Below are 26,253 nucleotides of genomic sequence, written 5' to 3'. Positions count from 1 at the left end.
CGGGGGGTGGGCGTCAGCGGGGGGGGGTGCGGACCCAGCTATGTTGCCCTCGGTGATTCCGACCATGATTCCGCTCCTCGCCCCCGTCCTCCTGCTCGTCGCGATGCACTGGTCGGCGCAGTTCCTGGCGCGGCAGTCCAGTGGACTCTTTGGCCGTCGCCTCCAGCTCTACCTGTTCGGACTCCTCGGCACCATCGTGCACGAAGGCAGTCACGTGATCGCCTGTGTGCTGTTCCGGCATCGCGTGCATCGCGTGAAATGGTTCGACGCGCAGGCCACCGACGGCGCACTTGGCTCGGTCGAGCATTCGTATGACCCGACAAGCGCGTATCAACGCGTGGGCACCGTCGTGATCGGTATCGCGCCGTTGGTGGTCGGAGCCGTCGTGATTCTGTTTGCGGCGCAACGGCTACTCGGGCTCACGCCGCCGGTTGCGTGGAGCGTATCGACGTGGAGTGTATCGGCCTGGCAGGTCGACGACGTGCCGATGTGGCGATGGGCGTTGTTCGCCTACGTGAGCATTTCCGTGGGCGGCTCGATGCATTTGAGCGCGTCCGACGTGCGCGGTACGTGGCGCGGTGTCGTCACGCTGGCCATCTGGAGCGCCGCCGCGTTGCTGGCGACGGCGCTGCTCTGGTGGGTGCTTCAGCACGTGGCACCCTTCGTGTGGGACAGCAGCGTCGTGCCGCGATGGCGCGACGCGCTGCGTCACCTCACGCGCATCAGCGAGTCACTCGCGATCGCCATGCTGCTGGCCATCGCGATCAACACACTCTGTGCGGTCCTGCTTATGCTCCCGCGTCTTGCTTCAGCGCGCGCTCGATAGCGGGAATCATATCGCTCGGCAGTGTGGTGGGATCGAAGCGCTCGATGACGCGTCCGTCGCGACCGATCAGAAACTTGGTGAAGTTCCACTTGATCGACGTGCTCCCCAGCAGACCGGGTTTCTCGCTCTTCATCCACTGCCAGAGCGCGTCGGCATCGTCCCCATTCACGTCGAGCTTCGACGTGAGCGGGAAGGTGACATCGAAGTGCGTACTGCAGAATTGCACGATCGTCTCTTCGGTACCCGGCTCCTGGCCGCCGAACTGATTGCACGGGCAGCCGAGCACCGTGAGGCCCTGCGCGTGGTAGCTGCGATACAATTCTTCGAGGCCCGCATACTGCGGCGTGAGTCCGCACTGACTCGCCACGTTCACCACCAGCGTGACGCCGCCGGCCAACGACGACAGCGGCATCGGCTCGCCTAGCACCGACGTGACGGTGAAATCCGACAGCGTGCTCATGGCCGCACCGCGGTGGCGGTGAAGGGCACGCTCACCATGCTCGGTCCCCATGACATCTCGATCGCGCCGCGCGTGGGGCCCATCGATCGCACGACGATCGTGAACTCTTCGACGTGACTTGGTGTGGCCGTCATCTGCATCGGAACCCGTCCGAGGTCGTTGGTGGCTGAGTAGATGGTGCCCCACTGTCCCACTTGCTTGTTCACGATGAGCAACGTGCCGGCGCGCGTGTGCTGCACGAACAACGTGTAGGCCCCCGGCGGCACGACGAGATCACCCATGGTGAGCGTGCGCGACGTGAACAGGTGAGTGGCATCGTTGGCGCCGGTGCGCCACACGGTATCGAACGGCACCAACGCGCCGCCCCACACGGTGCGGTCGCGCACCGACGGTCGTCCGTAGTCGATCAGCACGATGCCGCCCTGTCCGAATGCACCGCGCGCCGTTTCGCGCAGCGACAGCGTCCCGGTGGGCTTCATGCTCTTGGCGATCGCCGCGATGTCGAGACCGCCGGCGCCGCGCGTGGCGATGGATTTGTTGGTGGTGTACGAGCCATCCACCCGCTGCAGCTTGTTGGTCGCGTCGAAGCGCAGAATCATCGCGTAGGCGCCACCGCGCATCCGCACGCTGTCACCACCGGCAGGCGAGATTCCGGTAACGCCAAGATTGCCAACCGCGCCGAGCGCCGGAAGGGAATCCGCTGCGCCACCGCTCTTGGCGATACCGGCCAGCAACTCGGTCGGTCCGTAGATGAACGTCGGGAAGTTGATCATCGCCTGCTTGGCCGCGAAGGCGCGGCGCTGTGTGCTGTCGGCGAAGACGGCTTCGCGCACGATGGAGTCGGCGGTCACGGTGAAGCGCGTGTCACTGGGCGCGTTCGGCGGCAACGAGCCGTCGGCGTTCAACCGCTTGATCGACGCGGACGACGGCCGTCCGTTCTTCGACAGCGTGATGGTGTACTGGTAGCGCGCCACGGCGGCGCCCGAGCGCTGCACCATCTCCCCGGTCATGCCGGTGGCCGTGCGCGTGAACTGCTCGATGGCCACGGTGTCCTTGCCAAGCCGGTACACGAGCGAGGCGGACTGGGCGGAAACCGACGTCGCGCTGATCAGCGCGGTGCCGGCGGCGAGTGTAGCTACGAAAAGTCGCATGAGTTGGACTTGAGTCGGTGGGAAGGGGCTCACGGGGAATATGCGCCGGACCGGTTCCGCGGCAACGGCGAACAGCGAACGGCAACAGCGGACGGCAACAGCGGACGGCAACAGCGGACGGCAACAGCGGACGGCAACAGCGAACGGCAACAGCGAACGGCAACAGCCAGAACACGGATCTGAAAATGGATGGCGCAGATGTCACAGATAAGCCAAACACGCCTTTCGCTTATCTGTGTGACCCGTGCCATCACTCTTCAGATCCGTGTTCTGGCTGTTCAGGAACTCGCGCATGCCGAGGAACTCGCCGTCGCGTGCTGGGATTTACCCGAAACCTGCGGACCCTACGCAAACCTCAGCCACACCACCATGCGATTCGATCCCAAATCCCCGCCGCGGTTCGCCTGGGTGCGCGAAGGTGATCACCGGGCCGAGGCCGAGCGGATTATTGCGCGCAATGCCCGTGAGCATGGTGGGGCGTGCACGGGCGAGCCGTCGTTGATGGTCCGGACGGCGCCCGGCGGTCGCTTTACCATGCTTTCCGCCACCGGCCTGTGGTGGCTCGAGCACATGGCCGTGCACGAGAGCTGGGGGGAGCCCACGCGCGACGACGATGATCTGCTGGCGCAGCTCGTCGACCTGAAGACCGAGCGATAGGGGACTCAAGGGGAACTCAAGGGAACTCAATAGAAGCACTTCATTCAGTTACAGAACTCGCCGGCAGCGTTCACTGAAAGAATTCACATCAATACGAGCCTGGTCGGTCGCTGGTCGGTCAGGCGGTCGTTGCGGCCACCATGGCGGCCACCGCGGCGCGGGTGCGGACGCCCAGTTTGGTGAAGAGGTGCTCGGTGTGCCGCCGAACGGTGTGCTCGCTGATGCCCATGTCGGCGGCGATGCACTTGGTGCTTTCGCCTCGGGCGATCAATTCGGCCACCGCGCGCTCGCGGAGGCTGAGCCGGTCCATCGCCAGTCCGTGCGCCGCCGCGGGACGTGGGGTGAGCACCACGACCGTGGCTGAACTCACCTCCGGGTGCGCACTGATCGCGAGCCGGACGCGGGGCACGCCAACGGGTTCCAGGCGACCCCCGACCACGCAGGCGTGGACGGCGGAACTCCCGTGGGCCACCGAGCTCAGATACCGTTCCAGCTCCCCTTGCTCACTGCGCGACATCAGACCCTGCGCTGACTCGGCCCACCAGAGCTCTCCCGACAGCGCATCGAAGACGCCGTAGGGCACCCCCGCCGCGGCAAGCGGGGCCACCATGATGCACGGGGGCTGACTGGTGATGGACTGGTGGAGAGCAGTCGCTGAGGCGCGCATGGAAAGAATGCTCAGAGGGGAAAATGTTGTGGCGCCGGACCAGCGCTCTGGTGACGTGAGTACCATATTCCTGCCTCTCAACCTGTTCTCGGACCGCTCTCGGCCGGGGATCGAACTCGACCAATGAGGCGTTTTTCTGTCGAACCCGGCGCCGGTGAACCACGAGTTGCAGCTGCTGGGCGGCTTGCGGCTGGTCTTGAACGGCCAACCGGTGAGTGGAAAGGCGGCGCACCGGCGTCGGCTCGCCTTGCTCGTACTCCTCTCGAGCTCTCCCAAGCGCCGGCTGACCCGCGAACGTCTCATCGATTTCCTCTGGGAGGACGCCCAGGCGGAGGCCGGCCGGAAGCTCCTCTCCGAGTCGCTCTACCAGCTTCGCAGCGAACTCGGCGATAACGCCCTTCGCTCCGTCGGGGACGAAGTGGAGCTCGACCCGAGTGTGGTACCGAGCGACCTCGACCGTATCATCGACGCCGACGCCCGCCGCGACGACGAAGCCCTGCTGCGCATTCCCGTCGGCGTGTTTCTGGATGGCTGGTATCTGGAAAACGCCCCGGGTTTTTCCATGTGGGTCGACACCCAGCGCGAACGGGTGCGGACGATCCTGCTCGGCCTCTTCATAGAAGCAGCGAGGCGGTCGGAAACGGCGGATCAGCTCCCACTCGCCATCGCTGCCTGGCGACGCGCGGTCGAGATCGACGGCTGCTCCGCCCTGGCCGTCGCCCGGTTGGCCACGGTACTCGGCCGGGCCGGCGACCGGGCCGAGGGACTTCGCGTGATCGCCGTGCACCGGGCGCTTCTCGAGGCCGACCTCGGCATTCTCCCTGACCGGCAGGTGGTCGACGTGGAACGGGCGCTCCGTGCGGCCGCGGCGACGCCCGTCTCGGGCACCGCCAAGCCCGCAGCGGCTCCGTCGGCCACGCCGGCTGCTGCCGCCACGCCCACAGCCACGCCGTCGTCCACTTCATCGATCGCGAACGCGGTGCCCGTCGCCGCGGGATCGCCGTCGGCACCAAGTTCGGCGCCGAACGAGTCGGCCGGCCCCGGTGCGCTCCGCCGGCGACGTGCCCTGCCGCGGGCGGTGGGGGCGATGGCGCTGATCGCCGCCGTGGCGATCGCCGCCGTGGCGATCGGTGGGCGGAAACAGCGCACGCCAGCACCGGCGGCCAGCAGCGAGGTGGCCCGTGTGGCCATCATTTCGCAGTCGCTGGCGTCGCGCGATACGTCGCTGCGCTTCCTGCGGGAAGCGCTCACGAACGGCGTCACCAATCAGCTCAGCGTCAACGCCTTCGCCGTCGCGAGCACCGGCGAAGTGCGCGCCATGGAGTCGGGGCGGATTTCACTCGACTCGCTCATTGCCATGCGTCGACTCGGCACGCTGGTCGACCTCGCCTTTGAGTCGCGCGACGACCGACTGCGCGTCACGGTCCGTGTGCTCGATGCAGCGACGCGCGATCAGGTGGCGTCGAGTGTGTACGAGCGACCGATCGTCGACGCGTTGCAACTCGAGGGTGACATCGTGCGCTTCGCGGCCGATGCCCTAACGCGACGGCTGCGACGCGAGGTGTTGGTGCGCGACGCCGACGAGGCCACGCGCGATCCGTATGTGCGCAAGTTGCTGGTCACGGCCGCGCGCTCACGGGAAGATGCTGAAGGGGTGATCCGCAGTGGATACGCACTCGATCGCGAATCGGCCGAGCAGCTGCTGGTGTCGGCGGATTCGCTGCTGGTGCGCGCGATTGCGCAGGACGGAACGTGGGCGGCGTTGTGGGTGGAGCGGGCGCGCGTGATGAAGGCGCGTGCGAGTCTTACCACCGATGCGCGCCGGGCCATGTTGGCCGACAGTGGCGTTGGCTATGCGAGCGCGGCGGTGGCGCTCGCCCCCGACAACGCGCAAGCGCTCACCGTGCGAGGCATGCTGTATGCCTCGGGGGCGCAGGCCGTCGTCGGCGGCGCCGCCGATACCGTACGACGCGTGCAGGCGGATCGTGACTTGCGCCGTTCATTGGAGTTGGAGCCGTCGCAAGCCGACGCGTGGCTGGCCGTGTCTAAGTTGCAGCTGTTGCGCGGACAGTCGGCCACGGCCGTCGCGTCGGCGCGTCGCGCGGTGGAGTACGACGCATTCCTCGAGAACGGCCAGGAAGCCTATCTCGTGCTGTTCGGCAGTGCGCTCACGGCGGGCAATCCGAAGGACGCCAACATGTGGTGCACGCGAGGCCGCGAGAGTTTCCCCGACGACTATCAGTTCCGACTGTGCGAACTCACCGTCATGCGCGAACTGCCGCGCACGAACGGCGACGACAAGACGGCGTGGCGGATCGTGGCGACGATGGATTCGATGGCCGCGTTGACGCCTCGCGCCTCACAGATGGCATATGCGAAGGCCTACCGCAACGCCGTTGCCGCGGCGATCTCGGCGCGCGCCGGGGATGTACGTCGCGCCCAAGAAGGATTGGCGCGAGCTCGCGCGCTGGTCGCGAATGATCCCGTGTTGCAAACCGATTTGCTGTTCGATGAAGCGTACGTACACCTGATGCTGGGCGATCGCGCCAAGGCCGTGCAACTGCTTCGCACGATGGTCGCCACGCGCCCGGTGACGCGACGGATTCTGGCGAGCGCACCGTTGTTCAGGTCGATTGCGGAGGACGTGATCGGTCCCGCGTCGCCCACTCGCTGAGCGGCTCGAAGCCGCGGCTCGAGGTCGCCACGTCGAGGAACGTGGGATAGTCGTGCGCGATGGCAATGACATCCGGATCGGCGATGGCCTCGCGTAAGCTCTGCATGCCGGCGTCATCCAGAAATCGTGTGTAGTACGGAATCAAGAACTTCTCGGCGGAGACTTCACCCCAGAAGATCGCGTCATGTTTCTTCGTATCGACGCGGATGTTCTCGCCGGTGGCGGGATCGACCAGCATGAAGACGGGTGGCGACTTCTTCGTGGGCACGCGCTGCGGTGTGCTGATGATGATCTCGCCGACTGGACTGGCATTGCCGTCGATCCTTTCCAGGCCGAAGCCCGTGCCGCCGCCTGGCAGTGGGGCGTTCATGCTGAGCCGGTACTCGCCCCCGCGCACGCCGTCGGCCCACTCGGCCACGCGCCGCAGGTCGTCGGCGGTGATGGCGTTACGTGGCGGAGTACTTCCGGCTTCGTCAGACATGCAGGCGATCTCGCGAGAGAGTGTGGAGGGTGCCGCACGCCCGTGCCGCACACCCAATTCTGCGCTCCATATGCATGAGTGCTGTATAGGACGAACTGCCAATTTCCGGCGCGCCTCGATATCGCAAGACTCCATACATTCGTACCGGAGTCATAGATGTCTCAGAGTCAGAAGGCGGCCCTTGCCGGCATCGTGCTGGCGGCGGCCGCGGTAGTCGGCGGTTCGAGTATTGGGGAGATGCAGCTCGGTGCGAGTGCCTTTGCGCCAGGGTCGGTGGCGGGGTGCGCGAGCGTTCCCTCATCGCAGCTGAACGAGCCCGAGGTCACGGTATGGCGCGGCGTGGCCACTCAACCGAACCTGCAGTACGCCCTCGTGTGGAACGTGCAGTTCCGCAGCTACGAGATCGTGTGGCGCAATCGTAGCGAACGCGACCTGCGGTTTCGCTTCGCGGCCGATTCACTCGGCACCCCCGCTACGCGAGTGCGAGAACGCGTCTTGCCGGCGGGCATCACCGAATCACTGCCGGGCGAAGGTTTGGTGCCGGGCAAGGAAACCGGTGTCGTGTGCGTGCAGGTCGTGGCCGGCAACGCTGCTACGAGCTGACAACGTCGATCTGACAACGTCGTGCGGATGACGTCGAACTGATCGGGTGAACGTGGCTTGCGGTGCTCGCGCGTGGGCCGCAGGATCAGCGCATGCTCTCCACCGAACGCCTCACACTCGACCCGCTCACGTACAGCGACGCCGAGTTCATCGTCGAGCTGCTCACTGACCCCGATTGGCTGCGCTACATCGGCGATCGCGGTGTGCGCACCGTACACGACGCGCGCGGCTATCTCGAGAACGGACCGATGGCGTCGTACGCGACGAACGGGTTCGGCCTGTACCGCGTGTCGCTGCGGGAGAGCGGCGTGCCGATCGGGATGTGCGGGCTGCTCAAGCGAGACGCCCTGCCCGACGTCGACATCGGATTCGCCTTCCTGCCGGCGTATCGCGGGCAGGGGTACGCGTTCGAAGCGGCGGCCGCGATCGTTGCCGACGCCCGTGACAGACTGGGGATGACGCGAATCCTGGCGATCGTCACGCCGGGGAATGTCGGGTCGATCCGGGTCCTGCAGAAACTCGGGATGAGTCAGGACGGCATCGTGCGTATGCAGGCGGGCGGGGATGCGCTCTGTCTGTTCGTCACCCGGGCCGAAACGCTAATAAAGGTTCATGATTAGCTCACGGCGCTATTAAACCAAAACGCCGTATCCTTTATTAGCGCAATCGCGCGTCAGCGCCCCGGCAGCTGCGGCAAGGCGTCCACGTACTCGATGATCTGCTTGCGGTGCGCGGCGGTGGGCAATCGTCCCATACCGCCGCCGATGTTGTCGATCATGTTCTTGGCCTGACTGGTGGCCGGGGTGACCGCGGTAATGGCCGGGTGCGTAAGCGTGAACTTGAGGAAGAACTGCGCCCAGGTGGTGGCGTCGAATTCCTTGGCGAAGGCCGGCAGTTCCTTGCCTGCGGCTCGACGGAACAAGCTGGTGCGACCGAATGGTGCGTAGGCCAGCACCGCGATCTTCTTCTCGATGGCGAGCGGCAGGATCACGTCTTCCACGTCCCGATTGTCGGCGGCGTAGTCCACGCCGATGAAGTCGAGCGGCTCATTGCGCATGACCTCGATGAGCTGCGCATACTGATTCGGGAACGTGGTCGTGATGCCCACGTAGCGCACGCGGCCGGCCTTCTTGAATTCACGCACGATGGGCAGCTGGGTGGCCGGGTCGCCCATGTTGTGCACCTGCATGAGATCGATCTTGGGCTGCTTGAAGATCGTGAACGACTTCTCGATCTGCGCCCGCGCCGCCGCCGGATCGGCCGATGCACCACCGCGACCGGCCACGTTTACCTTCGTGGCCCAGAAGAGCTTGTTGGCGACGCCGAGTTCGTTCACGATGCCACCGGCTACCACCTCGGAGGCGCCATAGCTTGGCGCGGTGTCGAAGACCCGTGCGCCGCGATCGGCCATGGCCTGAAAGACCGCCTTCAGCCCACTCGCGTCTTCCGCCCGCGCCACGGTGGCGAAGGTGGCCGAACTGCCGAGTCCGATCACCGGGATCATCTCGCCGGTGCTGGGGATGGCGCGCTGCAGCAGCTGGCCTTGGGGCAGGCTGTTGAGAGCGGCGAGCAGGCGGGGCGAGAGGCCGAGCGAGGCGCCGAGTCCGGCGGAGAGGCCGAGGAAATCGCGACGATTGATCATGGTGGTGTGGTGCGGGTGGCGCGGGAGGGCGAACGGGCGTTCCGGGTAGTAACGTGCGTCGGTGTTCGTCCGCTGGCTATGCACAGATCCTTCCCCAACAGGCTTCCTCATGTTCCGCCGTCTCGCGCCATCCGCTGCTGCCCTGTTGGTTCTCGCGCTATGTCCCGTCGTGGCGACTGGTGCTCAGTCGTCGACCGGAGCGACCACCGCCTTCACCGGCGCCACGCTCATCGACGGCACCGACCGCGCTCCGATCGCCGATGCCACGCTGGTGGTGCGCGATGGACGCGTGATCGCGGCCGGTCCGGCGGCCCGCGTGACCATCCCCGCCGGCGCCGCACGCGTGGCCTTGGCGGGCAAGGTGATCATGCCCGGCATCATCAACAGTCACGGACACGCCAGCAGTGCCGGCGATCTGGCGACGTATGCCGCCTATGGTGTGACCACGCTGTATTCGCTGGGCGGCGAGCCGGCCGATGTGTTCGCAGCGCGCGACGCCCAGCGCGAGGCGCAGCGGAGCGGAGCGCCGCTATCGCCATTGGTGTCGCGCGTATTTCTGGCAGGCCCGGTCATGACACCGACCACGCCAGACGAGGCGCGCACGCAGGTCGCAGGTGTGGCCGCGCAGCACGTCGACATCGCCAAGATCCGCGTGGATGACAACCTCGGACTTGGCCCTAAGATGACGCCCGAGGTGTATCGCGCCGTCATCAACGAGGCACACGCCCGCAAACTGCGATTGGCGGTGCACATGTACTACTTCGCCGACGCGGTCGACCTGTTGAACAGCGGCGCCGACTTCATGGCGCACAGCGTGCGCGACGTGGAGGTGAACGACGCATTCGCCGCGTCACTCCGCGCGAAGAAGGTGTGCTACACGCCCACGCTCATGCGCGAAGTGTCCACGTTCGTGTACGAGAGCACGCCGTCATTCTTTGCCGATTCACTCTTCCTGGCCCACGCGAACAAGGTGTGGATGGCAACGCTGCAGCAGCCGGCGCGCATGGAAGCCATGCGCACGAGTGCCAGTGCGCAGCAGTACAAGAAGCAGTTGCCGGTGGCCATGCGGAATCTCAAGCGACTCTCCGACGCCGGCGTGCGCATTGCCATGGGTACCGACACGGGTCCGATGGGTCGCTTCCAGGGCTACTTCGAATTGATGGAGCTCGAGATGATGGTCGAGGCAGGAATGACGCCTCGCGCGGTGCTTGCCGCCGCTACCCGTGATGCCGCCAGTTGCATGAAGATCGACCGTGAGCTCGGTACGCTGGAACCCGGCAAGTGGGCGGATTTCCTGGTGCTCAACGCCAATCCGCTCGAGAATATTTCGAACGTGCGGAAGCAGCATTCGGTGTGGATCGGTGGCAAGCGCGTGGGGACGGGATCGTAACGGCGTTTAGGTCACCGCACCCCGTGTGCGACGCTCCTCGATGCGAGCCACTGCGGTCTTTGCCATATCGTGGAGAAATGCGACTTCGCTTACCGTGAACGTACGCTCTTCGAGCCCGACCACGCAGAGATTGCCAAGTACGAAGCCGCGCGACGAGATGAGAGGAACGCCGGCGTAGCAGCGAACACCGTCTTGCACGACCAATGGATTCGTGCGGTGATAGGCGTCTTCGGTCGCGCGCTCCACCACGTACGCTTCGCGGGTACGTACCGATGTGGCGCAGAACGACCACTCCACCGGATGGCCGCGGGTTTCGCCGAGCCAGAGTCCGTCCAGTCCATGTGAGCCGGCCACGTGCAGCGCGTCGTCGAGTACGACGCTGATCAGCGAGACGGGCAGCGACAGGTGCGTGGCCGTCTGACGCGCAATGTCTTGCAACATCGGATCGACGTCGGCAGAGAGCAGATCGAGCTCGGCGATCTCCTGCAAGCGCTCGAGGGCGTACTGTGGATCTGCACTCATACTGTTTCGCTCGGCGTCGAGGAAGCGGTGAGGGGAAGCTGGTAATACGTGAGAATGCGAATCTCGATGGAGCGCCCGAGCGTCGCGGCGGCTCCGCCCTGAAGGCCGAGGGCGGCCGCGACCGCGCGTAGTTCGTCTCCCGGTGCCACGGACCCGGGGCGAGCGTTCACCAGCTCACAGGCCTGGGTCCAGCGCGCATCACCATTGGCGGCGCCGAACACCCGTTGCACGGTGGCCCGCGCGTCGCGTTCCGACGGCTCAACCAGATTATATCCGGGAATGGTATTCGCCGGTGGTGGAGCTGAATCGGTCATACCTGTGCGGTCAGAGTGGGCTGTCGGAAATACCACGTGTGACGCACCACGTCGGTGTCTGGCAACGCTGCGAGCCGGCTACGTACCCGGTGGCTGGCCTCACAGCATCTCATCCAGAAACGCATCGAGCTCGTCGTCCGCGTTCGGTCCCAGCACGAGGTCTGAGAGATCCTCACCATCGAGCAGCGCCCGCTCGTCGTACTCGTACGGGTTGGGGTACTCGATGACGCGGTCGTGATCCACCAGCAGGAGGGTGAGCCGAAAGGTGGCCAGCACTCGCAGCGGGATCCGCTCCAGTGTTTCGAGCCACTTCTCTGTGTGCGGGGCGGCGATGGCCCAGGTCATGGTGGGCTCGTGGTCGCGCATGGTGAGCAGCAGGCGGCCGAGTGCAGTGCAGATTTGGTCGACGCGGCTCGCGGGCTGCTGGTCGTGGATCATTTCAATGTTGAAGGATTCGCTGCCATTGGTGACCGCGATGGCGCTCGCGGTAGGCGTGGTCATGGTCCAGCCGTCGTGTTTGAGGAATCGCTGTTTCCGCAGTGCGTTCTGTAGCTGCTTCGGCGTGAGCCTTTGGGTCATATCCCTCCGGGGTGAATAGGAAGGATACGGGTGGGGTCTGACAGTTCGGCAACTGCAACAGCTCGTTCACGCGAAGGGCGCGGAGGGCCGCGAAGATGCGCGAAGAACAGCAACTGCAATACTTTTCTTTTGCTGTTCTTCGCGCCCTTCGCGGCCCTTCGCGCGCTTCGCGTGAACCTACGGAGCCGCGGCTATGCACCGCCCCCGGGAAGTCACACGGAGCCCACGCCCCGCCGCCGTGCCCGCACCACCATCACCCCCGCCAGCCCTAGCGCAACGAGCACCGTCGTCGCCGGCTCGGGCACGGTGGTGGGCGCGAACACCGCACTACCCAGGCGGAAGCGCACATCCGTGTAAGTAGCCTCGGCGATGAACAGCGTCTTGCCGGCATCCGGCGTGCTGATGGCGCCGAGTCGGTTGGTGGTGCCGAGGTTGATCGTCGTCCAGCTCACACCATTCCAGCGAGCCAGGAGACCGTTCTCGCCCGACACCAGCACGTCGTTCGGACCGAGTGCCTTGACCCCGAACAAGCCAACGTTCCCAAGTGATGGCAGCTGCGTCCACGTGGTGCCGTTGAAGAACATCACGATGCCGTTGTTGCCCACCGCGAACAGGTTGCTGGCCGATGTCCCGTCCATGGCCACGAACGCCGCGTTCACGCCCGTGTTCATCGACGTGATGCTCGTGCCGTCGTAGCGCAGAATGCGGCCGTTGTAGCCGCCCATGAACACGTCGTTCGAGCTGAAGCCCGTGACCGCCAGCAACCGGTCCGTGTTGAAGGCGGTGCTCAACCCCGTGTTCACGGAATTGAAGCCGATGCCTGTGTTGCGATAGAACGTGCCGTCGCCCACCACGAACACGCCGCCGTCGGGCGCGACGTAGGTGTTGAACAGCTCACCGCCGGTGGTGAGCACGTTCGTCCATGTGGTGCCGTTGAATTGAAGCAGATTGCCCGACTGATAGCCCTGCTGGCCGGCACTGTAGATCGCGCTGCCGGGGGCACCGCTTACCGTGTAGCGATTTGCGCCGGCGGGTTGCGTCTGCGAGGAAAACGTCGTGCCGTTCCATCGGAACAGGCAGCGATAGCAGCCGGTCAGGTACACGTCGGACGTCGACGCGGCGAAGAGCGATGGCAGCGACGAATTGACGTTGCCGCCGTCGGGTGAGAACCCGGCGCTGACCAGCTGCCAGTTCCAGCTGGAGGGGGTGCCGTCGGCGCGGGCAGCAGACATTGGACCGGCAAGAACGGCGATGGCGACGGCCGAACGGACAATACGAAGAGTTGAGATACGCATAGGCGACCAAGCAGAAGGGATATCGAACACGCGAATACGGCCAGCATATCGACATGCTGTCTCTCCACCGTCTCAGCTCGTCCCCCGTGTACTCGCCCAACCCCATGCACGCCAACGCTTTGACGCTGGATAGTCGGCGCCGGCGTACTGTTCACCCTAATGAAACTACTTTGCCTTGCCAGTGGCTCTGCCACGCGCGCACTATGATTGAAATGTCCTCAATGGTTCAGACCTGATGACCCCGTCGAGCGCTCCGTTCTTTCTTCGCACCTTTGCCAACCTCGAGCTGTCGGCCCGACAGCCAGACGGCACGCGGCAGGTAATCCTGCAGCGCGGCAAACCGCTGGCGGTACTCGCGTATTGCGCGAGCGCCCGCAAGCGTGAACATGGGCGCGACACGTTGGCCACGTTGCTCTGGTCCGACGCGCCCCCCGATCGCGCACGGCACAATGTGCGGCAGGCGCTCTGGCGGCTCCGGCGGTTGCTGGGCGATCTGTTCGTCACCCGCGAAGACGCGGTGATCAGCGTGGGCGCCGACCTCGCGAGTGACCGCGATCTGTTTCTCGACGCCGTGTACCGCAACGATGCGTCCGACGCACTGGGGTGGTACGAAGGACCGTTCCTGGGCGGCGTGACCATTCCCGGTGGCGATGAATTCGACGACTGGGCCAGCGGCGAGCGTCGGCGGTTAGAGGATGCGCTGCTGCGGGTGGCGGAGCCGTACTTGCGCGGCGACGTGCTGCGCATGAAGCCCTCGGAGCGCCGCAGTGCGATCGAGGCCCTCGTGCAAAAGGCCCCGGCCAATCCCGATGCACGCCGGATCGCCATCGACGTGCTGCTCGACATGGACGATCGCGTCGCCGCGCAGGGCGAAGCCGACGCGATGGAGCAACTCGCGCAGCAGCAGGAGATCACGTTGTCGCCGGCCTGCGCGGTGAGCGTAGCCCGCGCCCGTGAACGTGTGGACACGACGGCGGTGGCCGAGCCGACTGGCCTGTCGCTGGATTTGGTGGGACGCGACGACCAGTTCGCGCGCGTGGTGCAGGCGTGGACACTGGCCAAGCAGGGACAGTGTCAGGTCGTGCTGCTGACCGGTGTGGCCGGCATCGGCAAGAGTCGACTGTTGAAGGCTATTCACGCGCGATGCACCGGTCGTCGATCGCGCGCACTCACGGTGCGCGCCAACTCTGGCGAACAGGACGTGCCCTTCGGCTACGCGGCGCAGGTGGCGCGGGCCTTGGCGTCGTTGCCCGGTGCGGCCGGCATCAACGCTGACAGCGCGCGTGAGCTGGTCGCGCTCGATCCCGCGCTTGGCAGTCGCTACGCCGTGTCGCCCTCCACCAACGAAGGCGGCGAGTCGGTGCGGCGTCGAGCACTGGCGGTGCTCGACCTGCTGTCGGCGATCGCCGAACAGGAACCGTTGGCGCTGTTGCTGGATGACCTGCACTGGGCCGATCCTGCGTCGCGGCAGCTCTTGTCCATCGCGATCGGACGACTCAGCGAGTTGCCACTGCTGGTGGTGGGTACCACACGTCCGTCGAGTGCGACGTCGCTCGATCACGCCACGCTCGCGGTACTGCCGTTGCTGCCGCTTGGCGCCGACGCGGTGGTCGATGCGATTCGCAGCAGCGGCGTGTGGCCCGACAGCGCCGAAGCGGAGCATTTCATTCACACGCTGGCCGAGGCGTGCGACGGGATTCCGCTGGCGGTGATGGAACGACTGAGTTTGGCGCAGGAGTCGGGGCTGATTCTATTGCACGACGGCAGCTGGCGATCCGCCGACTGGCCCAAGGCCGCGAGCGAGATCGCGGTATCGTCGCCGTTGAGCCGACGCATCGCGGCGTGCAGCGAACACGAACATCGACTCCTGCTGCGGCTGGCGGTCGCGGGCATGCCATTGTCGGCCGATGTGTGGCTGGCGCATGCACCTGTATCGGCCGGTGACGTCGCGACGACGGCGAGTGTGCAATCACTGCAGCAGAAAGGACTCGTGCTGCAGCAGGATACGATGTACGCGCCGGCCCACGATGTGATCACGGAGCATCTGCTCTCGCGCAGTGCCCCCGATGCGGTGCGCGACGCGCATGTCGCGCTGGCGATCGCGCTGATCGAGTCCGATGCCGTCGATCGACTCACCGTCGGTCTGCGTCACTTCGTGCACGGCGGCGACGCCACACGCGCGGCTCATACGTTGGGGCGGATTGTCGCCCGTGCTCGTCGTAGCGGCGACCCGCGTCACGCACGCGACATCATGTCGGACCTGCTCGGCGACCGGTTACCCCAGCCGCTGCAAGACACGCTGCTGGCCTCCGTACCGTGGCGTGAGCGCTCGGCGCGCGTGGCTTCGCGATTGATGGTGGCGGCAGCGGTGCTGCTCAGTGTGGCCACGACGGGCGCGTCGTGGTATGCGATGCGCACCCCGTCGTTGGCGATCCGGCAGTCGGCAGTGGTGACGGTGCCGGCAAATCAGTACGGCACGAACGCCATGCGACTGTTGCCATCGCTCGTGGTGGCGGTGCCAACTGGGCGAAGCGCCGACGTGTTGCAGGCGCGCGGCGTGCGCGTGCGTTCATTGCGGCCAAGTGCAACGATAATCGCGGGAGACAGTGCCATGGTGGAGAATGGCACCGCGGCGTTCGGCAACCTGCGGATACGCACCACCGATAGCGTCGTCGCACTCCGCTTCGAAGCCGAGGGGTATCGACCCATTGATTTCGAGATGTCGTCGAAGGAAGGAATTCAGACGCCGCGACTCGGCACCAACAGGGTGCGCTTGGCCGAGGCGCAGTTCGGGTCGCAGCGGGTGCGTGGTCCGCATGCGCGCATCGATGTGGAGCGCGGCGCGATGATATCCGGTGTGGTACAGATTCAGTACACCGCCAACTGGCCGGCCGCGTCGGTATGGCTGTCGATGACGCCCTCGTGGGGTGACCCGCAGGCACTCGGTCGCGATCTCACTCCCGTGCCGACGCCGGTAAAGCAGGACATCATCGACATGTCGATCGGCGTGCAGGCGCCGAAGGAAGCGGGGCGCTACTGGCTGTTGTTTGTCGTTGCCGCCGAGCCCTCGGGCGGCTTTGCGCTGTCGCGCACGAACTGGACGCTGGGGGAGCCGGTCTGGGGAGACGGCAACGACATCGCGAGCCTGCCCGACTCCACGATCCGTCGGGCGAACATCGAGGGCGCAATCCTGTCGCGGCTGGCGATGCCCGAGTATCTGCAGCGTGCCGAGAAGCGATGCGATGGGTCCGCGCGGAAGGTGCGGGGTGTGGGGATACGGTACTGCGAGGCGGAAATGGCGCTGTTCGGGATCGAAGTGGTCGTTCGGTAGCTCGCCCTACCGCTGCTTCACCGGTGTCAGCAGCGACGTCACATCCACCGTCTGGATCCGCTGCACGAGCCGCTGCCGGGCGAATATCACGGTCTTGCCGTCGGGCGTGAACTCGGAGCCGCTCTCGTCTTCGGGAGACGTCGTCAGTCGCCGAACCGAGCCGTCGGCGAGCGTGAGAATGCCAAGATCCGTCGCCCCGTTCACCGTCATGTGATAGAGCAAAAACTTGCCGTCGATCGACGTCCCCGACGGCTCCTCATTTGGCTTGAGCACCACGCGACCGCCGCCGCCCGAAGCGGAGAGCACCATGCCGCGCATGGTGCCGTTGGGTTGCTCGACGAAAGCGACCATCGAATCGCGTGACAGTGGCACCATCCAACCGGAGTTCGATCGCGTCCACACGGGAAGCAGCGTACCGTCGTCGCGCAGTCGCATCACGGCGTACGTGCCGCCCTGCTTGCTGAAGCCCGCAACGTAGGTGCCCGGGTAGCCGGCGCGGCTCATGATACCGGTCAGGCCACCGACGCGGGTCACTCGTGTCGCTTCTCCGCCGGCGGCTGGCACCTTCCAGACGTCCTGCATGCGACTCTCGCGATTGTGCAGGTAGAACACGCTGGTGCCGTCTTCGCTCCACACGGCCTGCGACGCGAGACCACCTTTGGTCAGTTCGCGCGGCGCTGTTCCGTTTACACCGATCACCCAGATGCCCGGTGTGCCGCCGGCATCCGAGGCGTAAACGAGTTGTGACCCGTCTGGTGAGAACATGGGCCGGTCGAGCGTCGCTGACACCGAGAGCAGCGTGCGCGCAGGACCACCCGCTGTCGGCACCAGCGACAATTCCCTTGCCCCGCCGCCGCGATCAACGACCACGGCGACCTGCGATCCGTCGGGAGAAGACCACCAGTCACTCACCCGATCCGAGTCGGCGGTGAGCTGACGTTCCTTTCCGCTGCTCAGATCGATGGCCCACACGGAATTCGTCGTGATCCCGGCGTTGAACACCACCTCGTTCGTTCCCCCGCGCCACGTCAGCGGCCCATGCTCCTCGGCAGGCGTGTTGGTGACTCGACGTTCCTCTCCGCCCGCCGCCGCAATCACCCAAATGTCGGTCTGCTTACCGCGATCCGAAAGGAAGGCGATCGATTGACCATCGGGAGACCATGCTCCGTCGTAATCATTGCGCACGTTACGCGTGAGCTGTCGCGGCGGGCTCCCGTCAACCGACGCGATCCACAAGTCGGACGTGCCGGTGCGGTTGGAGATGTACAGAAAGTGTTTGCCATCGGGAGACCAGCCGTTTGGCACGTCGACTTCCAGCCCCTCGGTGGTGAGCGGCCGTCGGTTACCGCCCACGCTGTCCGCCATCCAGATCGTGAATGCCGACCCGTTGCCCAGCATGTACGCGACGTGCGCACCATCGGGCGAGGGCAGGCCGATGTGCGGACGCAATTCTCCGGGCACCAATGGCCGACTGCTGCCGTCGGCCACCGTGAGGATGTCGGAGCGGATGGAACCCTCGGGTGATGAGCGCACGAAGGCGATCGTACGGCCGTCCCCACTCCACGCGTTCGGGTCTTCAATCCCGGGATCTGAGGTCAGCCGTTTCACGTCACCGGTGGAGAGTGTGACCTGTACGATGTCCCACGTGGCCGAATACTGCGACGACACGGTGGCGAGCCTGGTGCCATCGGGATGCCACACCGGCATATCGGGCTGATTCGCGCGCACAGGCATCGTGGTGGGTGCGCTCAGATCCGCGTTCGCCACCGTAAGGACCCAGTCCTTGGTGGAATCGGCGGCCGGCGTCCAATAGGCGATGTGCTTCCCATCCGGCGAGAACGATGCGGAGGCGTGACGCACGCCGTCAGGTGATAGCGCGACGGCCGTCGGTACCGCATTGGCAGTGATCGTGTCAGCTCCGCCACAGGCGGCGAGCAGTGCCAGCGTCAAGACGAAGGGCCAGCGCTTCATTTCCGTTCTCCCAAGGTCTTCGTTCCGCTCAACGCGCCGCCGATGCCGGTGGCCACGAGGGCTACGACTTCACTCTGCGCCGCGAGCACGTTGCTGACGTTCCGTTCGTAGGTATCCGACCAGATCACGCGGGTGGTGACCGGGTCACTGAGCTGCACGTTGATACGCATGATGTCGCCCGCGCGGAACACGGTGGTTTCCACGATGGCGCCGAGTGCGAGTTCTCCGGCGATTTCTTCAGTGGTCTTGCTGCTCTTGTTGTAGCGCATCATGGCCGAGCGCGACGCCACCGCGCCAACGTTGGCGCGGGTGAGGGCGCTGGTGAGCGCATCGTGCATGGCGGCCACGAACAGGGAGTCCTTTCCGGAGATGTCTTCGATCGGCATGACGCCCATCTTTTCGATGCGCGCGCTGTCGCTGGTGCTGTTGCGATTCACGTACAGCGCGCCGGCGGCGCCGCCGAGTACGAGCACCGCGGTCGCGATGCCGATCAGTGCGCCGCGTCGCGACGCCGGCCGAACCGCCGTGGCCTTGTGCGGCGCCGTCTGCGCCGGCGTCATACCGCCAGTCGGCGCACTCGGAATCTGCTCGAGTTGCGCGAGCAGTTCGTCGGCGCTGGCCCAGCGATCGTCACGTTGCTTGGCGAGACAGCGCATGATCGCGGCGGCCAAGAGCGGTGGGGTGTCAGGGCGCAGCGTCTGAATGTCGGCGGGCACGGCCATCACGTGCGCCGCCAGCAGCCCCTGCGCCGACGGCGCGTCGAAGGTGGGGCGACCGGCCAGCATTTCGTAGCCGAGTAGCCCCAGCGCATAGATGTCGGCGCGATGATCGACATCCACTTCGCCCATCGCCTGCTCGGGCGCCATGTACTGCGGCGTGCCCACCGCCATGCCGGTGGTGGTGGCCTTGTCGTTACCCGACGCACTCACCGCCTTGGCGACGCCGAAGTCGGTGACCACGGCATGACGCCCCGACAGCAACACGTTGCCCGGCTTGATGTCGCGATGTACCACGCCACGCGCATGAGAGTAGGCAAGCGCGTCGGCCACTTCGTGCATGATGCGGACGACGTCGTTGACGGGCAGCTGCTTGTCGCGATCGAGCCGTTCGCGCAGCGACTCGCCCTCGACGTACGGCATGACGTAGAACAAAAACCCCTGCACCTCGCCCGAGTCGTAGAGCGAGAGAATGTGCGGGTGGTTGAACTGGGCGACGGTCTTGATTTCGCGCGGAAAGCGATCGGCGCCGAGCGCCGCCGCCAGCTCCGGCTTGAGCACCTTGAGCGCGACCTTGCGATCGTGCTTGCGGTCTTCGGCCAGGAACACGGTGGCCATGCCACCCTCGCCCACTTCGCGGAGAATGGTGTAGCGGTCGGCGATGGCGTCGGCGAGACGGGCGTGGGGAGAGCTCACGTGCGCAACGATACGACACGCTGGGGCGAAGCGCGACTTTTGGGAGTGGACATGAGTGAATGCGATGATGAAGTTTCAAACATGGCCATGATTCACGACCACCTGTTTCTCCTACGCGCCGACTTTGCCGACCCCGCACTCGGCCCGGGCGCGTACCACTGCACCGACTGCGCGCGCATTGAAGGGTTGTTGAGCTACTTCCCGCGTCTCCGGACCCAGCTCGACGTGACCTATGTCGACCTGCCGCGGCCGCGCGCGCCGATCGTGGAGTTGCTTGGGCAGGCGTATCAGAACTGTCCGGTGTTGGTGGTACTGAACGCGCGGCCAGAGCACGCGGCGTTGCTTCGTGAGAGTCCGGACACGGGGCGGCCGTATTGCACGGGCGCCGATGACATCACGGCGTACCTGCACGCGGCGTACGGGGTGAGTGCGGCGCATCCGTAGGCGGGCCCGAACGGCAACGGGAACTGCAACGGCAACGGCTTGACGCGAAGGGCGCGACGTTCGCGAAGGGCGCGAAGAACTGCAACTGCAAAGGAATATTTGAGGAGTTTTGACGCCGCCTGGTTCTGGGTGCGGCACAGGTGTTGTCAGACCCCTCTCCGAGCTTGATCACATGGCCAATGACGATGCCGTGATGACAATCAACGGAGAGTCTGATGCAACGTGTTGCGTATGCAGTGGTGATGATGGTTGTGATGACCGCGTGCGGCGGCGGGGGAACCGATGGACCGGTCGCGCCGCCGGCACCGGTATTGTCCACGGTGACGGTCGCGATCGCGCCGAGCACAGTTCAGTTGGGGCAGAGTGCCAGTGCGACGGCGGAGTTGCGCACGTCAGCGGGCGCGGTGCTCACGGGACGCGCGGTGTCGTGGAGCTCGGCGACGCCGTCGGTGGCCTCGGTGGACGCGAACGGCGTGATCACGAGTGTGGCGGTGGGTACGGCCACGATCTCGGCTACGAGTGAGGGGAAGACGGGCACGGCGACGATCACGGTGATCCCGATTCCGGTGGCGTCGGTGAGCGTGACGGGGGTGACCACGCTCACGCCGGGTTCGGCGTCGGGATTTACGGCCCTGTTGCGTGACGCCGCGGGCGCGACGCTCGCCAATCGCGCGGTGAGCTGGAGCAGCAGCGACGTGAGCGTGGCACAGGTATCGGCCGCGGGCAACGTGCTCGCGATTGCACCGGGTACCACGACCATCTCGGCCACCAGTGAAGGACGCACGGGCAGTGTCGTGCTCACGGTGCGGTACAACATCGCGACCGTCGTGTTCAACGGCGCAACGCGAGTGAAGGTGGGAGACAGCTACCCGTACACCATCACGGCGCGCCTGGCCGATGGCACGGTGGTCACGCCGCCGGCGATCTGGGGCGTCACCGAGGCAGGCCGTGCGGTCGTGAACTCGAACGGCATGCTGATGCCGCTACAGGCGGGGACGTTCACGATACAGCTGCTCATCGATGGCGGGCTGTGGACCACAAGCATCACGGCGTACGATTGGCGCGCCTTCACGTCAGGTGGGAGCGCGTTCGTCTCGATCGAGGCGGACATCGCGGTGGCCAATCGCTCTGGCGTCAACGACCGGCCCGAACTCGTCGTGTCGTGCGGAACGGACGGCTACTTCTCTCTGTGGGTACGCACACCGCACATCGTGACGCAGAACGGTTCCGTCGCCTATCTCTTTGACGGCGGCGCCGCCCAGGGCGCCACCTGGCGCGAGCTGTCGCCCGACTATCGCACGTTGTGGCATCCGGGGACGAACGGCAGCACCAAGACCTTCGCCGCACAGATCGCGGCTTCACGTCAGTTCGGCTTCGGCTTCGGCGAGTTCATGGGTGCAACGAAGGCTACGATCTTTCGTGTAACCGGGTTGGCTCCCTTGGTGGCGCCGCTGTATACGATGTGCCCGAGCAACGCGATCGTGGCGGGTGCGCCGGGGGCGGGTGGTAAAGTTGCGATGCCGCTCGCGGAAGGAGCGCGGGTGATGGCGGCGTATGAGACGGCGCGTGGTGTGCCGAGAGCGGCGCGTGTGTCGGTCGACGCGGCGGCGCGTGCGGTGGCGGCGTCGAGTGCGGCGGATGGCTCGGTGTTGCTGCGGGCGTGGCCGGTGTGGACGGCCAGCACGGTGGAGACGAGGCAGGCGAAGCGGGTTCGGTAGGTCGGACGGCGCAGGCAATACGGGCAGCACGACATTCGACCAACGGGTGTCGTGCTGCGCGGCGCATGGTTGGTAGAGCGCGTCGCGGTCACTGTCAGACCCCCCACGCATGTTGCGGTGTGAGCCGAGTGCTCACCGCACCTCACCTGAGGAGGGTCCCATGGCTGTGAACAGACACTGGCGCGATTTCACGAAGAACCTCGCCGCCTGCATCGGAGCGTTGGCGGAAGACGAGTTCCTGATCATCGCGCGAAAGCGGGCGAATCAGTACGTGCAGTTTGCCGGACAGGGTGCCTACGGCATCCGGGCCGAGGCGGCGGGTAACGGCTACATCGAGCCGCCGGAGTTGCTGCTGGATGAACGGCAGTATGCACGGATGCAGCGACTCGGCTGGAGTCGGCCCACGGCGCTTCCTGACGACCCATGCGCGCTAGGGTCGCCCAACTTCTACGCCGACGTCGTCGCGACGGAGGCCGGCCTGCGTGAGCTGGCGCGGCGCACCACGCGCACGTTCCGGACGGTGTACGGCGTGGAGCACCCGGGTATGCTGCACTACGAGGCCTTCCACTGCGAGGGCACGTCGATCCGCTTTCCGACGCTGTTGATCAAGCGGAGGGTGCCGGATCCGTCGCCACGGGGCATTGGGCAGGAGCACTGCGACTTTGAGCTGGACCTCGACGGTGACGTGGATCTGGGCTTCAAGTGATTGTCAGACGCGCCTGCGACGTCTAGCGAACTTGAGAGTCGATCGCTTGACATTCAAAGGGTGAAGCCGGACAATGGAAATTCGCATTTCCAATCAGCCATCAATCAAGAGTGTCTATGTCTAAGAACAATTTCAAGCCGCGCAAATTCGAGGACCACGAGATCGTCGACGAGGACGGAAAGGTGGTCGGACATATTCGCGTCAAACCCAGCGGCGTGCTCTGGGCTCCATCAAACTCACGAGACTGGTATGGGCTCAGTCTTGAAGCATTCGCCGCATATATGAAGGAGAACGGAAAGCGGCAGAAGAAATAGCTGACCGTTTGTGGCAAGGGGCAAGTGCGGGTTGCGCGCGATGCTGGATCAAACCAACGGGAGTATTCAATGGGTGCGTTGAGTGAGTGGGAGCGAGAGTACAACCTGGACGAGGCGCGCAAGCAGCCGTCCGGTCGTGAGGAGGCGGCGCACCAAACGGAAGCGCTCTCAGAGCTCAGCAAGTGGTATTCAGCGCAGTCGACCGTTGACTCTGGTGGATTGTTGGTCTTGCCAACGGGGGCGGGAAAGACGTTCACGGCCGTTCGGTTCCTCTGCCGCAACCCGCTCAGTGAAGGCTATAAGGTGCTCTGGCTCGCGCACACGCACCATTTGCTTGAGCAGGCGCTCGATAGCTTTGGGAAGCGAAGTGACGGTGCACGACTCGAGGTTGGCCACATCCGTGAGCCGCGTGAGCGGCTGCGTGCTCGCGTGGTGTCCGGCACGCACGGCCACAGCCGAATCGCTGCGGTCTCTCAGAACGATGACGTCGTAATTGCTACGTTGCAGACGGCGGCGCGGGCCTATCGTGAGGGTCATGCGCAGCTACAAGCATTCCTCGAGTCAGCGAAGGGGAAGCTTGTTGTTGTGTTTGACGAGGCGCATCATGCGCCAGCCCCCTCGTACACGGAATTCCTGCTGTCGCTCCGTCGACAGATCCCGGGAATGAAGCTGATGGGCCTTACGGCAACGCCCATGTACAACGACACGAAGCGTGAAGGTTGGCTCGCGAAGCTCTTTCCCCAGAAGATCCTCTATCAGGTGAGTGCGTCTCGGCTAATTGCCCAGGGTATTCTCGCGAAGCCCATTCCCATTCCGTGCCGCACAAAGTTCGAGCCGCGATTTGACGCGGCGAAGTTTCAGCGATGGCGCGCCATGTACCAAGACGTTCCGGACGACATCATTACACAACTCGCTGAGAACCAAGAGCGGAATGATACGATCTGGCGCACCTACGTGGAGCGGCGCGCCGACTTCGGCAAGACAATCATCTTTGCTGACCGATGGCACCAGTGTGAATATCTTTGCGAGAAGTTGCGAGAGAACGGCGTACGGGCGAACGCCGTGTATTCACATGTAGACCGCGGTCCGGGTACCGTTGAGGAGCGAAACCGCAGATCCCGAGATGCCAATGCGCTCGTTTTGAAGGCATTTCACGACGGCGAGCTTGATGTACTGATCAACGTCCGCATGCTCACAGAGGGCACGGACGTTCCCAACGTGCAGACCGTCTTCCTCACGAGGCAGACGACAAGTCCGATATTGCTGCGGCAGATGGTTGGGCGCGCGCTTCGGGGGCCGAAATTCGGTGGCACGACGACGGCGAACATCGTGCTATTCATGGACCAATGGCGTGAGGCCATCCAGTGGGCCGAGTTCGACGACCTGTGGACCGGTGCGGAAAGCCAAGAGGCGCGGCCGGCGCGCCGTGAGCTGCCCCTGCAGCTGGTCTCGATTGAGCTCGTTCGGCGACTCGCGCGACAGATGGAGACCGGACAACTCGCGCCAGCGTCCTTCTTGGAGCTTCTGCCGCTTGGTTGGTTCGTCTCTGACTTTGATGTCGAGGTGGCTGAAACTGACGATACAGCGCACGTTCGCCCGATGGTCTTAGTGCACGAAGATGAGAAGGCAAGCTATGACGCCTTCCTCAAGCATCTGTGTTCATCAGACATTCGTCCCTTCGCCGACCCCGGTTTGCGTTACAACGCGGTCTCGGCACAGATCGATGAATGGACTGCATTCTTCTTCGCGAACAAGGAGCAGAACGCCAGCGGTATTGGTATGAGTCTTTTCCATCTCGCTCGACACGTCGGGCAGCGGGCCGGTGAGGCGCCGCCCTTCTTTCCGTTTGAACATCGGGAAGCGCACGATCTCACGCTGGCCGCTCGGCAAGCGACGGTCGAGGACTGGGGTCCTAGCCAAACGTGGAAGTATCTCAGCACCGTGTACGAGGATGAGCAGCGATTCTGGCGTGCCCTCTTTCCAACATTCGATCTGTTTCGCCACCAGTTTCGTCACCTCGTTGAGGGACAACTGCAGCGAACCACCGGCGTGGGGATCATTGGCCCTACATCACCGGTGATTGCTCCGCCCGCTGTGCTGCCGGACTCAGAGCCGAGCGAGTCCGCGAAAAGGGAGGTGTTTCGGAGAGACGGCAATCGATGCCTCTGTTGCGGCTCGTCAAACTCGCGCACACTGCAGGTTGACCACATTGTAGCGCGATATCATGGGGGCACCAATGAGCCCAATAACCTTCAAACGCTCTGCTCTACCTGTAACCGGGACAAGAGCATTCGGGAGATGCATTTTCGACGAACGGCAACACTACTTCGTGCCGTACCGCCGCTTGAGTTCCCCAGCGGATTTGCGTCGTCAAATCCGGATCAGCTGGAACGCGATCTCCGTCGAACGATCAACATGTTCTTTCAGTGCGCTGCCGTCGACCACATCGAAACGGGAGCTCGGGGGCCAAGGCGCCGGGAGTGGCGCATCCATCTTCGGTCGGGGAATCCGCGAGAGTGGCTTGAGGGGCACGCCTCAGCGCTATTTGCACAGATACGGTCGGCCCAGAACGGCGATCGGGCTGCCCAAATTCAGCGCCTCGCCGTTATGGCATCTGGCGATGATGAGTTCGGGCGCGCGGAATACAGGTTCGAGCCGAACGCACTCCCTGACATGCGTCCGCTCAAGTCGCGTGACTTGAAGCCTAGGAGCGCAGTCGCGGTATATGCGCCCACGATCCGCGGCTTTCCCAATGAGCCCTTGGCGGCCAAACTCGTTCGTGTGGACCCACGACGTAAGGTCGCCGATATACGGGTGCAAATCGGCCAGAAGACCGAAGAGGTCACGGAAGTCCCGTTCGCTGCCATCTTTCACTGGGATGCGCTGGCGATTGTCGGCAAGGAATAGTCGACGCGTCACAGGTGACCTCCGGATGCCCAACTCCGTGGGGATGCGACTCGCCCCACGTGAACATATCGGGCATCCGCCTTGGCTGGCGATGTAGAAGGCGCAGGAACCCTTCGAAGTCCAAGACCTTCGTTGCTGCCGACGTCGAGGATTGCACTCGAGTGCGCCCAATCCACCTCTCGCGAACGC

Annotated in this window: 23 protein-coding genes; 12 read left to right on the top strand and 11 right to left on the bottom strand. The window is 64.9% G+C overall.

What is annotated here, in order from left to right:
- Positions 1–64: 64 nt before the first annotated feature.
- Positions 65–826: a hypothetical protein gene (locus tag HKW67_RS14050; RefSeq protein WP_171225979.1), complete on the top strand. Its 762-nt coding sequence runs from the start codon at positions 65–67 to the stop codon at positions 824–826.
- On the opposite strand, the gene HKW67_RS14045 is transcribed toward HKW67_RS14050, so the two are convergent.
- A complete protein-coding gene (locus tag HKW67_RS14045) occupies positions 789–1,286 on the bottom strand; it encodes a glutathione peroxidase (RefSeq protein WP_171225978.1) in 498 nt (165 codons plus the stop codon). The two genes, HKW67_RS14050 and HKW67_RS14045, sit on opposite strands and share 38 nt — an antisense overlap.
- Complete coding sequence (locus HKW67_RS14040) at positions 1,283–2,437, bottom strand: DUF2911 domain-containing protein (protein WP_171225977.1); 1,155 nt, start codon at positions 2,435–2,437, stop codon at positions 1,283–1,285. The genes HKW67_RS14045 and HKW67_RS14040 overlap by 4 nt, the downstream gene beginning before the upstream one ends.
- 237 nt (positions 2,438–2,674) lie before the next feature.
- On the opposite strand from HKW67_RS14040, the gene HKW67_RS14035 reads away from it, so the two are divergent.
- A complete protein-coding gene (locus HKW67_RS14035) occupies positions 2,675–3,094 on the top strand; it encodes a hypothetical protein (protein ID WP_171225976.1) in 420 nt (139 codons plus the stop codon).
- Between the two features lie 118 nt (positions 3,095–3,212).
- Here the strand turns inward: HKW67_RS14035 and HKW67_RS14030 are convergent, their stop codons facing one another.
- On the bottom strand, positions 3,213–3,704 hold the full coding sequence (locus HKW67_RS14030) for a helix-turn-helix transcriptional regulator (RefSeq protein WP_171225975.1): 492 nt from the start codon (positions 3,702–3,704) through the stop codon (positions 3,213–3,215).
- A gap of 211 nt (positions 3,705–3,915) precedes the next feature.
- Between HKW67_RS14030 and HKW67_RS14025 the strand changes: the two genes are divergently transcribed.
- On the top strand, positions 3,916–6,435 hold the full coding sequence (locus HKW67_RS14025; RefSeq protein ID WP_171225974.1) for an AfsR/SARP family transcriptional regulator: 2,520 nt from the start codon (positions 3,916–3,918) through the stop codon (positions 6,433–6,435).
- Here the strand turns inward: HKW67_RS14025 and HKW67_RS14020 are convergent.
- Complete coding sequence (locus tag HKW67_RS14020) at positions 6,386–6,916, bottom strand: hypothetical protein (RefSeq protein ID WP_171225973.1); 531 nt, start codon at positions 6,914–6,916, stop codon at positions 6,386–6,388. The two genes, HKW67_RS14025 and HKW67_RS14020, sit on opposite strands and share 50 nt — an antisense overlap.
- Positions 6,917–7,072: 156 nt before the next feature.
- Here HKW67_RS14020 and HKW67_RS14015 point away from each other — a divergent pair, with 156 nt between their 5' ends.
- Both HKW67_RS14015 and HKW67_RS14010 read left to right on the top strand, forming a co-directional pair.
- Positions 7,073–7,519, top strand: coding sequence for a hypothetical protein (locus HKW67_RS14015; RefSeq protein ID WP_171225972.1), 447 nt, complete (start codon positions 7,073–7,075; stop codon positions 7,517–7,519).
- 92 nt (positions 7,520–7,611) lie between these two features.
- Positions 7,612–8,139, top strand: coding sequence for a GNAT family N-acetyltransferase (locus HKW67_RS14010; protein ID WP_171225971.1), 528 nt, complete (start codon positions 7,612–7,614; stop codon positions 8,137–8,139).
- Positions 8,140–8,192: 53 nt separating this feature from the next.
- Here HKW67_RS14010 and HKW67_RS14005 read toward each other — a convergent pair whose 3' ends face one another.
- On the bottom strand, positions 8,193–9,161 hold the full coding sequence (locus tag HKW67_RS14005) for an aldo/keto reductase (RefSeq protein ID WP_171225970.1): 969 nt from the start codon (positions 9,159–9,161) through the stop codon (positions 8,193–8,195).
- Between the two features lie 169 nt (positions 9,162–9,330).
- On the opposite strand from HKW67_RS14005, the gene HKW67_RS14000 reads away from it, so the two are divergent.
- Positions 9,331–10,551, top strand: a complete 1,221-nt coding sequence (locus HKW67_RS14000) for an amidohydrolase family protein (RefSeq protein WP_171225969.1) — start codon at positions 9,331–9,333, stop codon at positions 10,549–10,551.
- 6 nt (positions 10,552–10,557) lie between these two features.
- On the opposite strand, the gene HKW67_RS13995 is transcribed toward HKW67_RS14000, so the two are convergent.
- The 4 genes from HKW67_RS13995 to HKW67_RS13980 form a co-directional block, all read right to left on the bottom strand.
- Entirely contained in the window at positions 10,558–11,073 is a 516-nt protein-coding gene (locus HKW67_RS13995; RefSeq protein ID WP_171225968.1) for a GAF domain-containing protein, read from the bottom strand.
- Positions 11,070–11,387 carry a hypothetical protein gene (locus tag HKW67_RS13990; RefSeq protein WP_171225967.1) on the bottom strand — a complete coding sequence of 106 codons (318 nt, stop codon included), beginning with the start codon at positions 11,385–11,387 and terminating at the stop codon, positions 11,070–11,072. Before HKW67_RS13990 ends, HKW67_RS13995 begins: the two co-directional genes overlap by 4 nt.
- Positions 11,388–11,486: 99 nt before the next feature.
- Entirely contained in the window at positions 11,487–11,888 is a 402-nt protein-coding gene (locus HKW67_RS13985) for a hypothetical protein (protein WP_171225966.1), read from the bottom strand.
- Between the two features lie 290 nt (positions 11,889–12,178).
- Entirely contained in the window at positions 12,179–13,261 is a 1,083-nt protein-coding gene (locus HKW67_RS13980) for a PEP-CTERM sorting domain-containing protein (RefSeq protein ID WP_171225965.1), read from the bottom strand.
- Positions 13,262–13,496: 235 nt separating this feature from the next.
- Between HKW67_RS13980 and HKW67_RS13975 the strand changes: the two genes are divergently transcribed.
- Positions 13,497–16,592 (top strand): ATP-binding protein, encoded by a 3,096-nt coding sequence (locus HKW67_RS13975; protein ID WP_171225964.1) that lies wholly within the window; start codon positions 13,497–13,499, stop codon positions 16,590–16,592.
- Positions 16,593–16,598: 6 nt separating this feature from the next.
- On the opposite strand, the gene HKW67_RS13970 is transcribed toward HKW67_RS13975, so the two are convergent.
- Complete coding sequence (locus HKW67_RS13970; RefSeq protein WP_171225963.1) at positions 16,599–18,563, bottom strand: PD40 domain-containing protein; 1,965 nt, start codon at positions 18,561–18,563, stop codon at positions 16,599–16,601.
- Entirely contained in the window at positions 18,560–19,975 is a 1,416-nt protein-coding gene (locus HKW67_RS13965; RefSeq protein WP_171225962.1) for a protein kinase domain-containing protein, read from the bottom strand. The genes HKW67_RS13970 and HKW67_RS13965 overlap by 4 nt, the downstream gene beginning before the upstream one ends.
- Positions 19,976–20,026: 51 nt before the next feature.
- On the opposite strand from HKW67_RS13965, the gene HKW67_RS13960 reads away from it, so the two are divergent.
- From HKW67_RS13960 to HKW67_RS13940, 5 genes are all read left to right on the top strand, one after another.
- A complete protein-coding gene (locus tag HKW67_RS13960; RefSeq protein WP_171225961.1) occupies positions 20,027–20,419 on the top strand; it encodes a DUF3088 family protein in 393 nt (130 codons plus the stop codon).
- Positions 20,420–20,634: 215 nt separating this feature from the next.
- Positions 20,635–22,137: an Ig-like domain-containing protein gene (locus HKW67_RS13955; RefSeq protein ID WP_171225960.1), complete on the top strand. Its 1,503-nt coding sequence runs from the start codon at positions 20,635–20,637 to the stop codon at positions 22,135–22,137.
- Positions 22,138–22,297: 160 nt separating this feature from the next.
- Positions 22,298–22,843 (top strand): TY-Chap domain-containing protein, encoded by a 546-nt coding sequence (locus HKW67_RS13950; protein ID WP_171225959.1) that lies wholly within the window; start codon positions 22,298–22,300, stop codon positions 22,841–22,843.
- Positions 22,844–22,959: 116 nt separating this feature from the next.
- Complete coding sequence (locus HKW67_RS13945; RefSeq protein WP_171225958.1) at positions 22,960–23,157, top strand: hypothetical protein; 198 nt, start codon at positions 22,960–22,962, stop codon at positions 23,155–23,157.
- Between the two features lie 69 nt (positions 23,158–23,226).
- Positions 23,227–26,064 (top strand): DEAD/DEAH box helicase family protein, encoded by a 2,838-nt coding sequence (locus tag HKW67_RS13940; RefSeq protein WP_206044429.1) that lies wholly within the window; start codon positions 23,227–23,229, stop codon positions 26,062–26,064.
- The last annotated feature ends 189 nt before the right edge of the window (positions 26,065–26,253 follow it).

The organism is Gemmatimonas groenlandica, assembly GCF_013004105.1.
Lineage (GTDB): Bacteria > Gemmatimonadota > Gemmatimonadetes > Gemmatimonadales > Gemmatimonadaceae > Gemmatimonas > Gemmatimonas groenlandica.
This window is presented reverse-complemented; position numbering and strand designations above follow the sequence as displayed.

What these genes read in the sequence shown, in the direction of transcription:
- HKW67_RS14050 (WP_171225979.1), top strand. Translation starts at nt 65, where the DNA reads ATGATTCCGCTCCTCGCCCCCGTCCTCCTGCTCGTCGCGATGCACTGG.
- HKW67_RS14045 (WP_171225978.1), bottom strand. Translation starts at nt 1,286, where the DNA reads ATGAGCACGCTGTCGGATTTCACCGTCACGTCGGTGCTAGGCGAGCCG.
- HKW67_RS14040 (WP_171225977.1), bottom strand. Translation starts at nt 2,437, where the DNA reads ATGCGACTTTTCGTAGCTACACTCGCCGCCGGCACCGCGCTGATCAGC.
- HKW67_RS14030 (WP_171225975.1), bottom strand. Translation starts at nt 3,704, where the DNA reads ATGGTGGCCCCGCTTGCCGCGGCGGGGGTGCCCTACGGCGTCTTCGAT.
- HKW67_RS14020 (WP_171225973.1), bottom strand. Translation starts at nt 6,916, where the DNA reads ATGTCTGACGAAGCCGGAAGTACTCCGCCACGTAACGCCATCACCGCC.
- HKW67_RS14015 (WP_171225972.1), top strand. Translation starts at nt 7,073, where the DNA reads ATGTCTCAGAGTCAGAAGGCGGCCCTTGCCGGCATCGTGCTGGCGGCG.
- HKW67_RS14010 (WP_171225971.1), top strand. Translation starts at nt 7,612, where the DNA reads ATGCTCTCCACCGAACGCCTCACACTCGACCCGCTCACGTACAGCGAC.
- HKW67_RS14005 (WP_171225970.1), bottom strand. Translation starts at nt 9,161, where the DNA reads ATGATCAATCGTCGCGATTTCCTCGGCCTCTCCGCCGGACTCGGCGCC.
- HKW67_RS13995 (WP_171225968.1), bottom strand. Translation starts at nt 11,073, where the DNA reads ATGAGTGCAGATCCACAGTACGCCCTCGAGCGCTTGCAGGAGATCGCC.
- HKW67_RS13990 (WP_171225967.1), bottom strand. Translation starts at nt 11,387, where the DNA reads ATGACCGATTCAGCTCCACCACCGGCGAATACCATTCCCGGATATAAT.
- HKW67_RS13985 (WP_171225966.1), bottom strand. Translation starts at nt 11,888, where the DNA reads ATGACCACGCCTACCGCGAGCGCCATCGCGGTCACCAATGGCAGCGAA.
- HKW67_RS13980 (WP_171225965.1), bottom strand. Translation starts at nt 13,261, where the DNA reads ATGCGTATCTCAACTCTTCGTATTGTCCGTTCGGCCGTCGCCATCGCC.
- HKW67_RS13975 (WP_171225964.1), top strand. Translation starts at nt 13,497, where the DNA reads ATGACCCCGTCGAGCGCTCCGTTCTTTCTTCGCACCTTTGCCAACCTC.
- HKW67_RS13970 (WP_171225963.1), bottom strand. Translation starts at nt 18,563, where the DNA reads ATGAAGCGCTGGCCCTTCGTCTTGACGCTGGCACTGCTCGCCGCCTGT.
- HKW67_RS13960 (WP_171225961.1), top strand. Translation starts at nt 20,027, where the DNA reads ATGAGTGAATGCGATGATGAAGTTTCAAACATGGCCATGATTCACGAC.
- HKW67_RS13955 (WP_171225960.1), top strand. Translation starts at nt 20,635, where the DNA reads ATGCAACGTGTTGCGTATGCAGTGGTGATGATGGTTGTGATGACCGCG.
- HKW67_RS13950 (WP_171225959.1), top strand. Translation starts at nt 22,298, where the DNA reads ATGGCTGTGAACAGACACTGGCGCGATTTCACGAAGAACCTCGCCGCC.
- HKW67_RS13945 (WP_171225958.1), top strand. Translation starts at nt 22,960, where the DNA reads ATGTCTAAGAACAATTTCAAGCCGCGCAAATTCGAGGACCACGAGATC.
- HKW67_RS13940 (WP_206044429.1), top strand. Translation starts at nt 23,227, where the DNA reads ATGGGTGCGTTGAGTGAGTGGGAGCGAGAGTACAACCTGGACGAGGCG.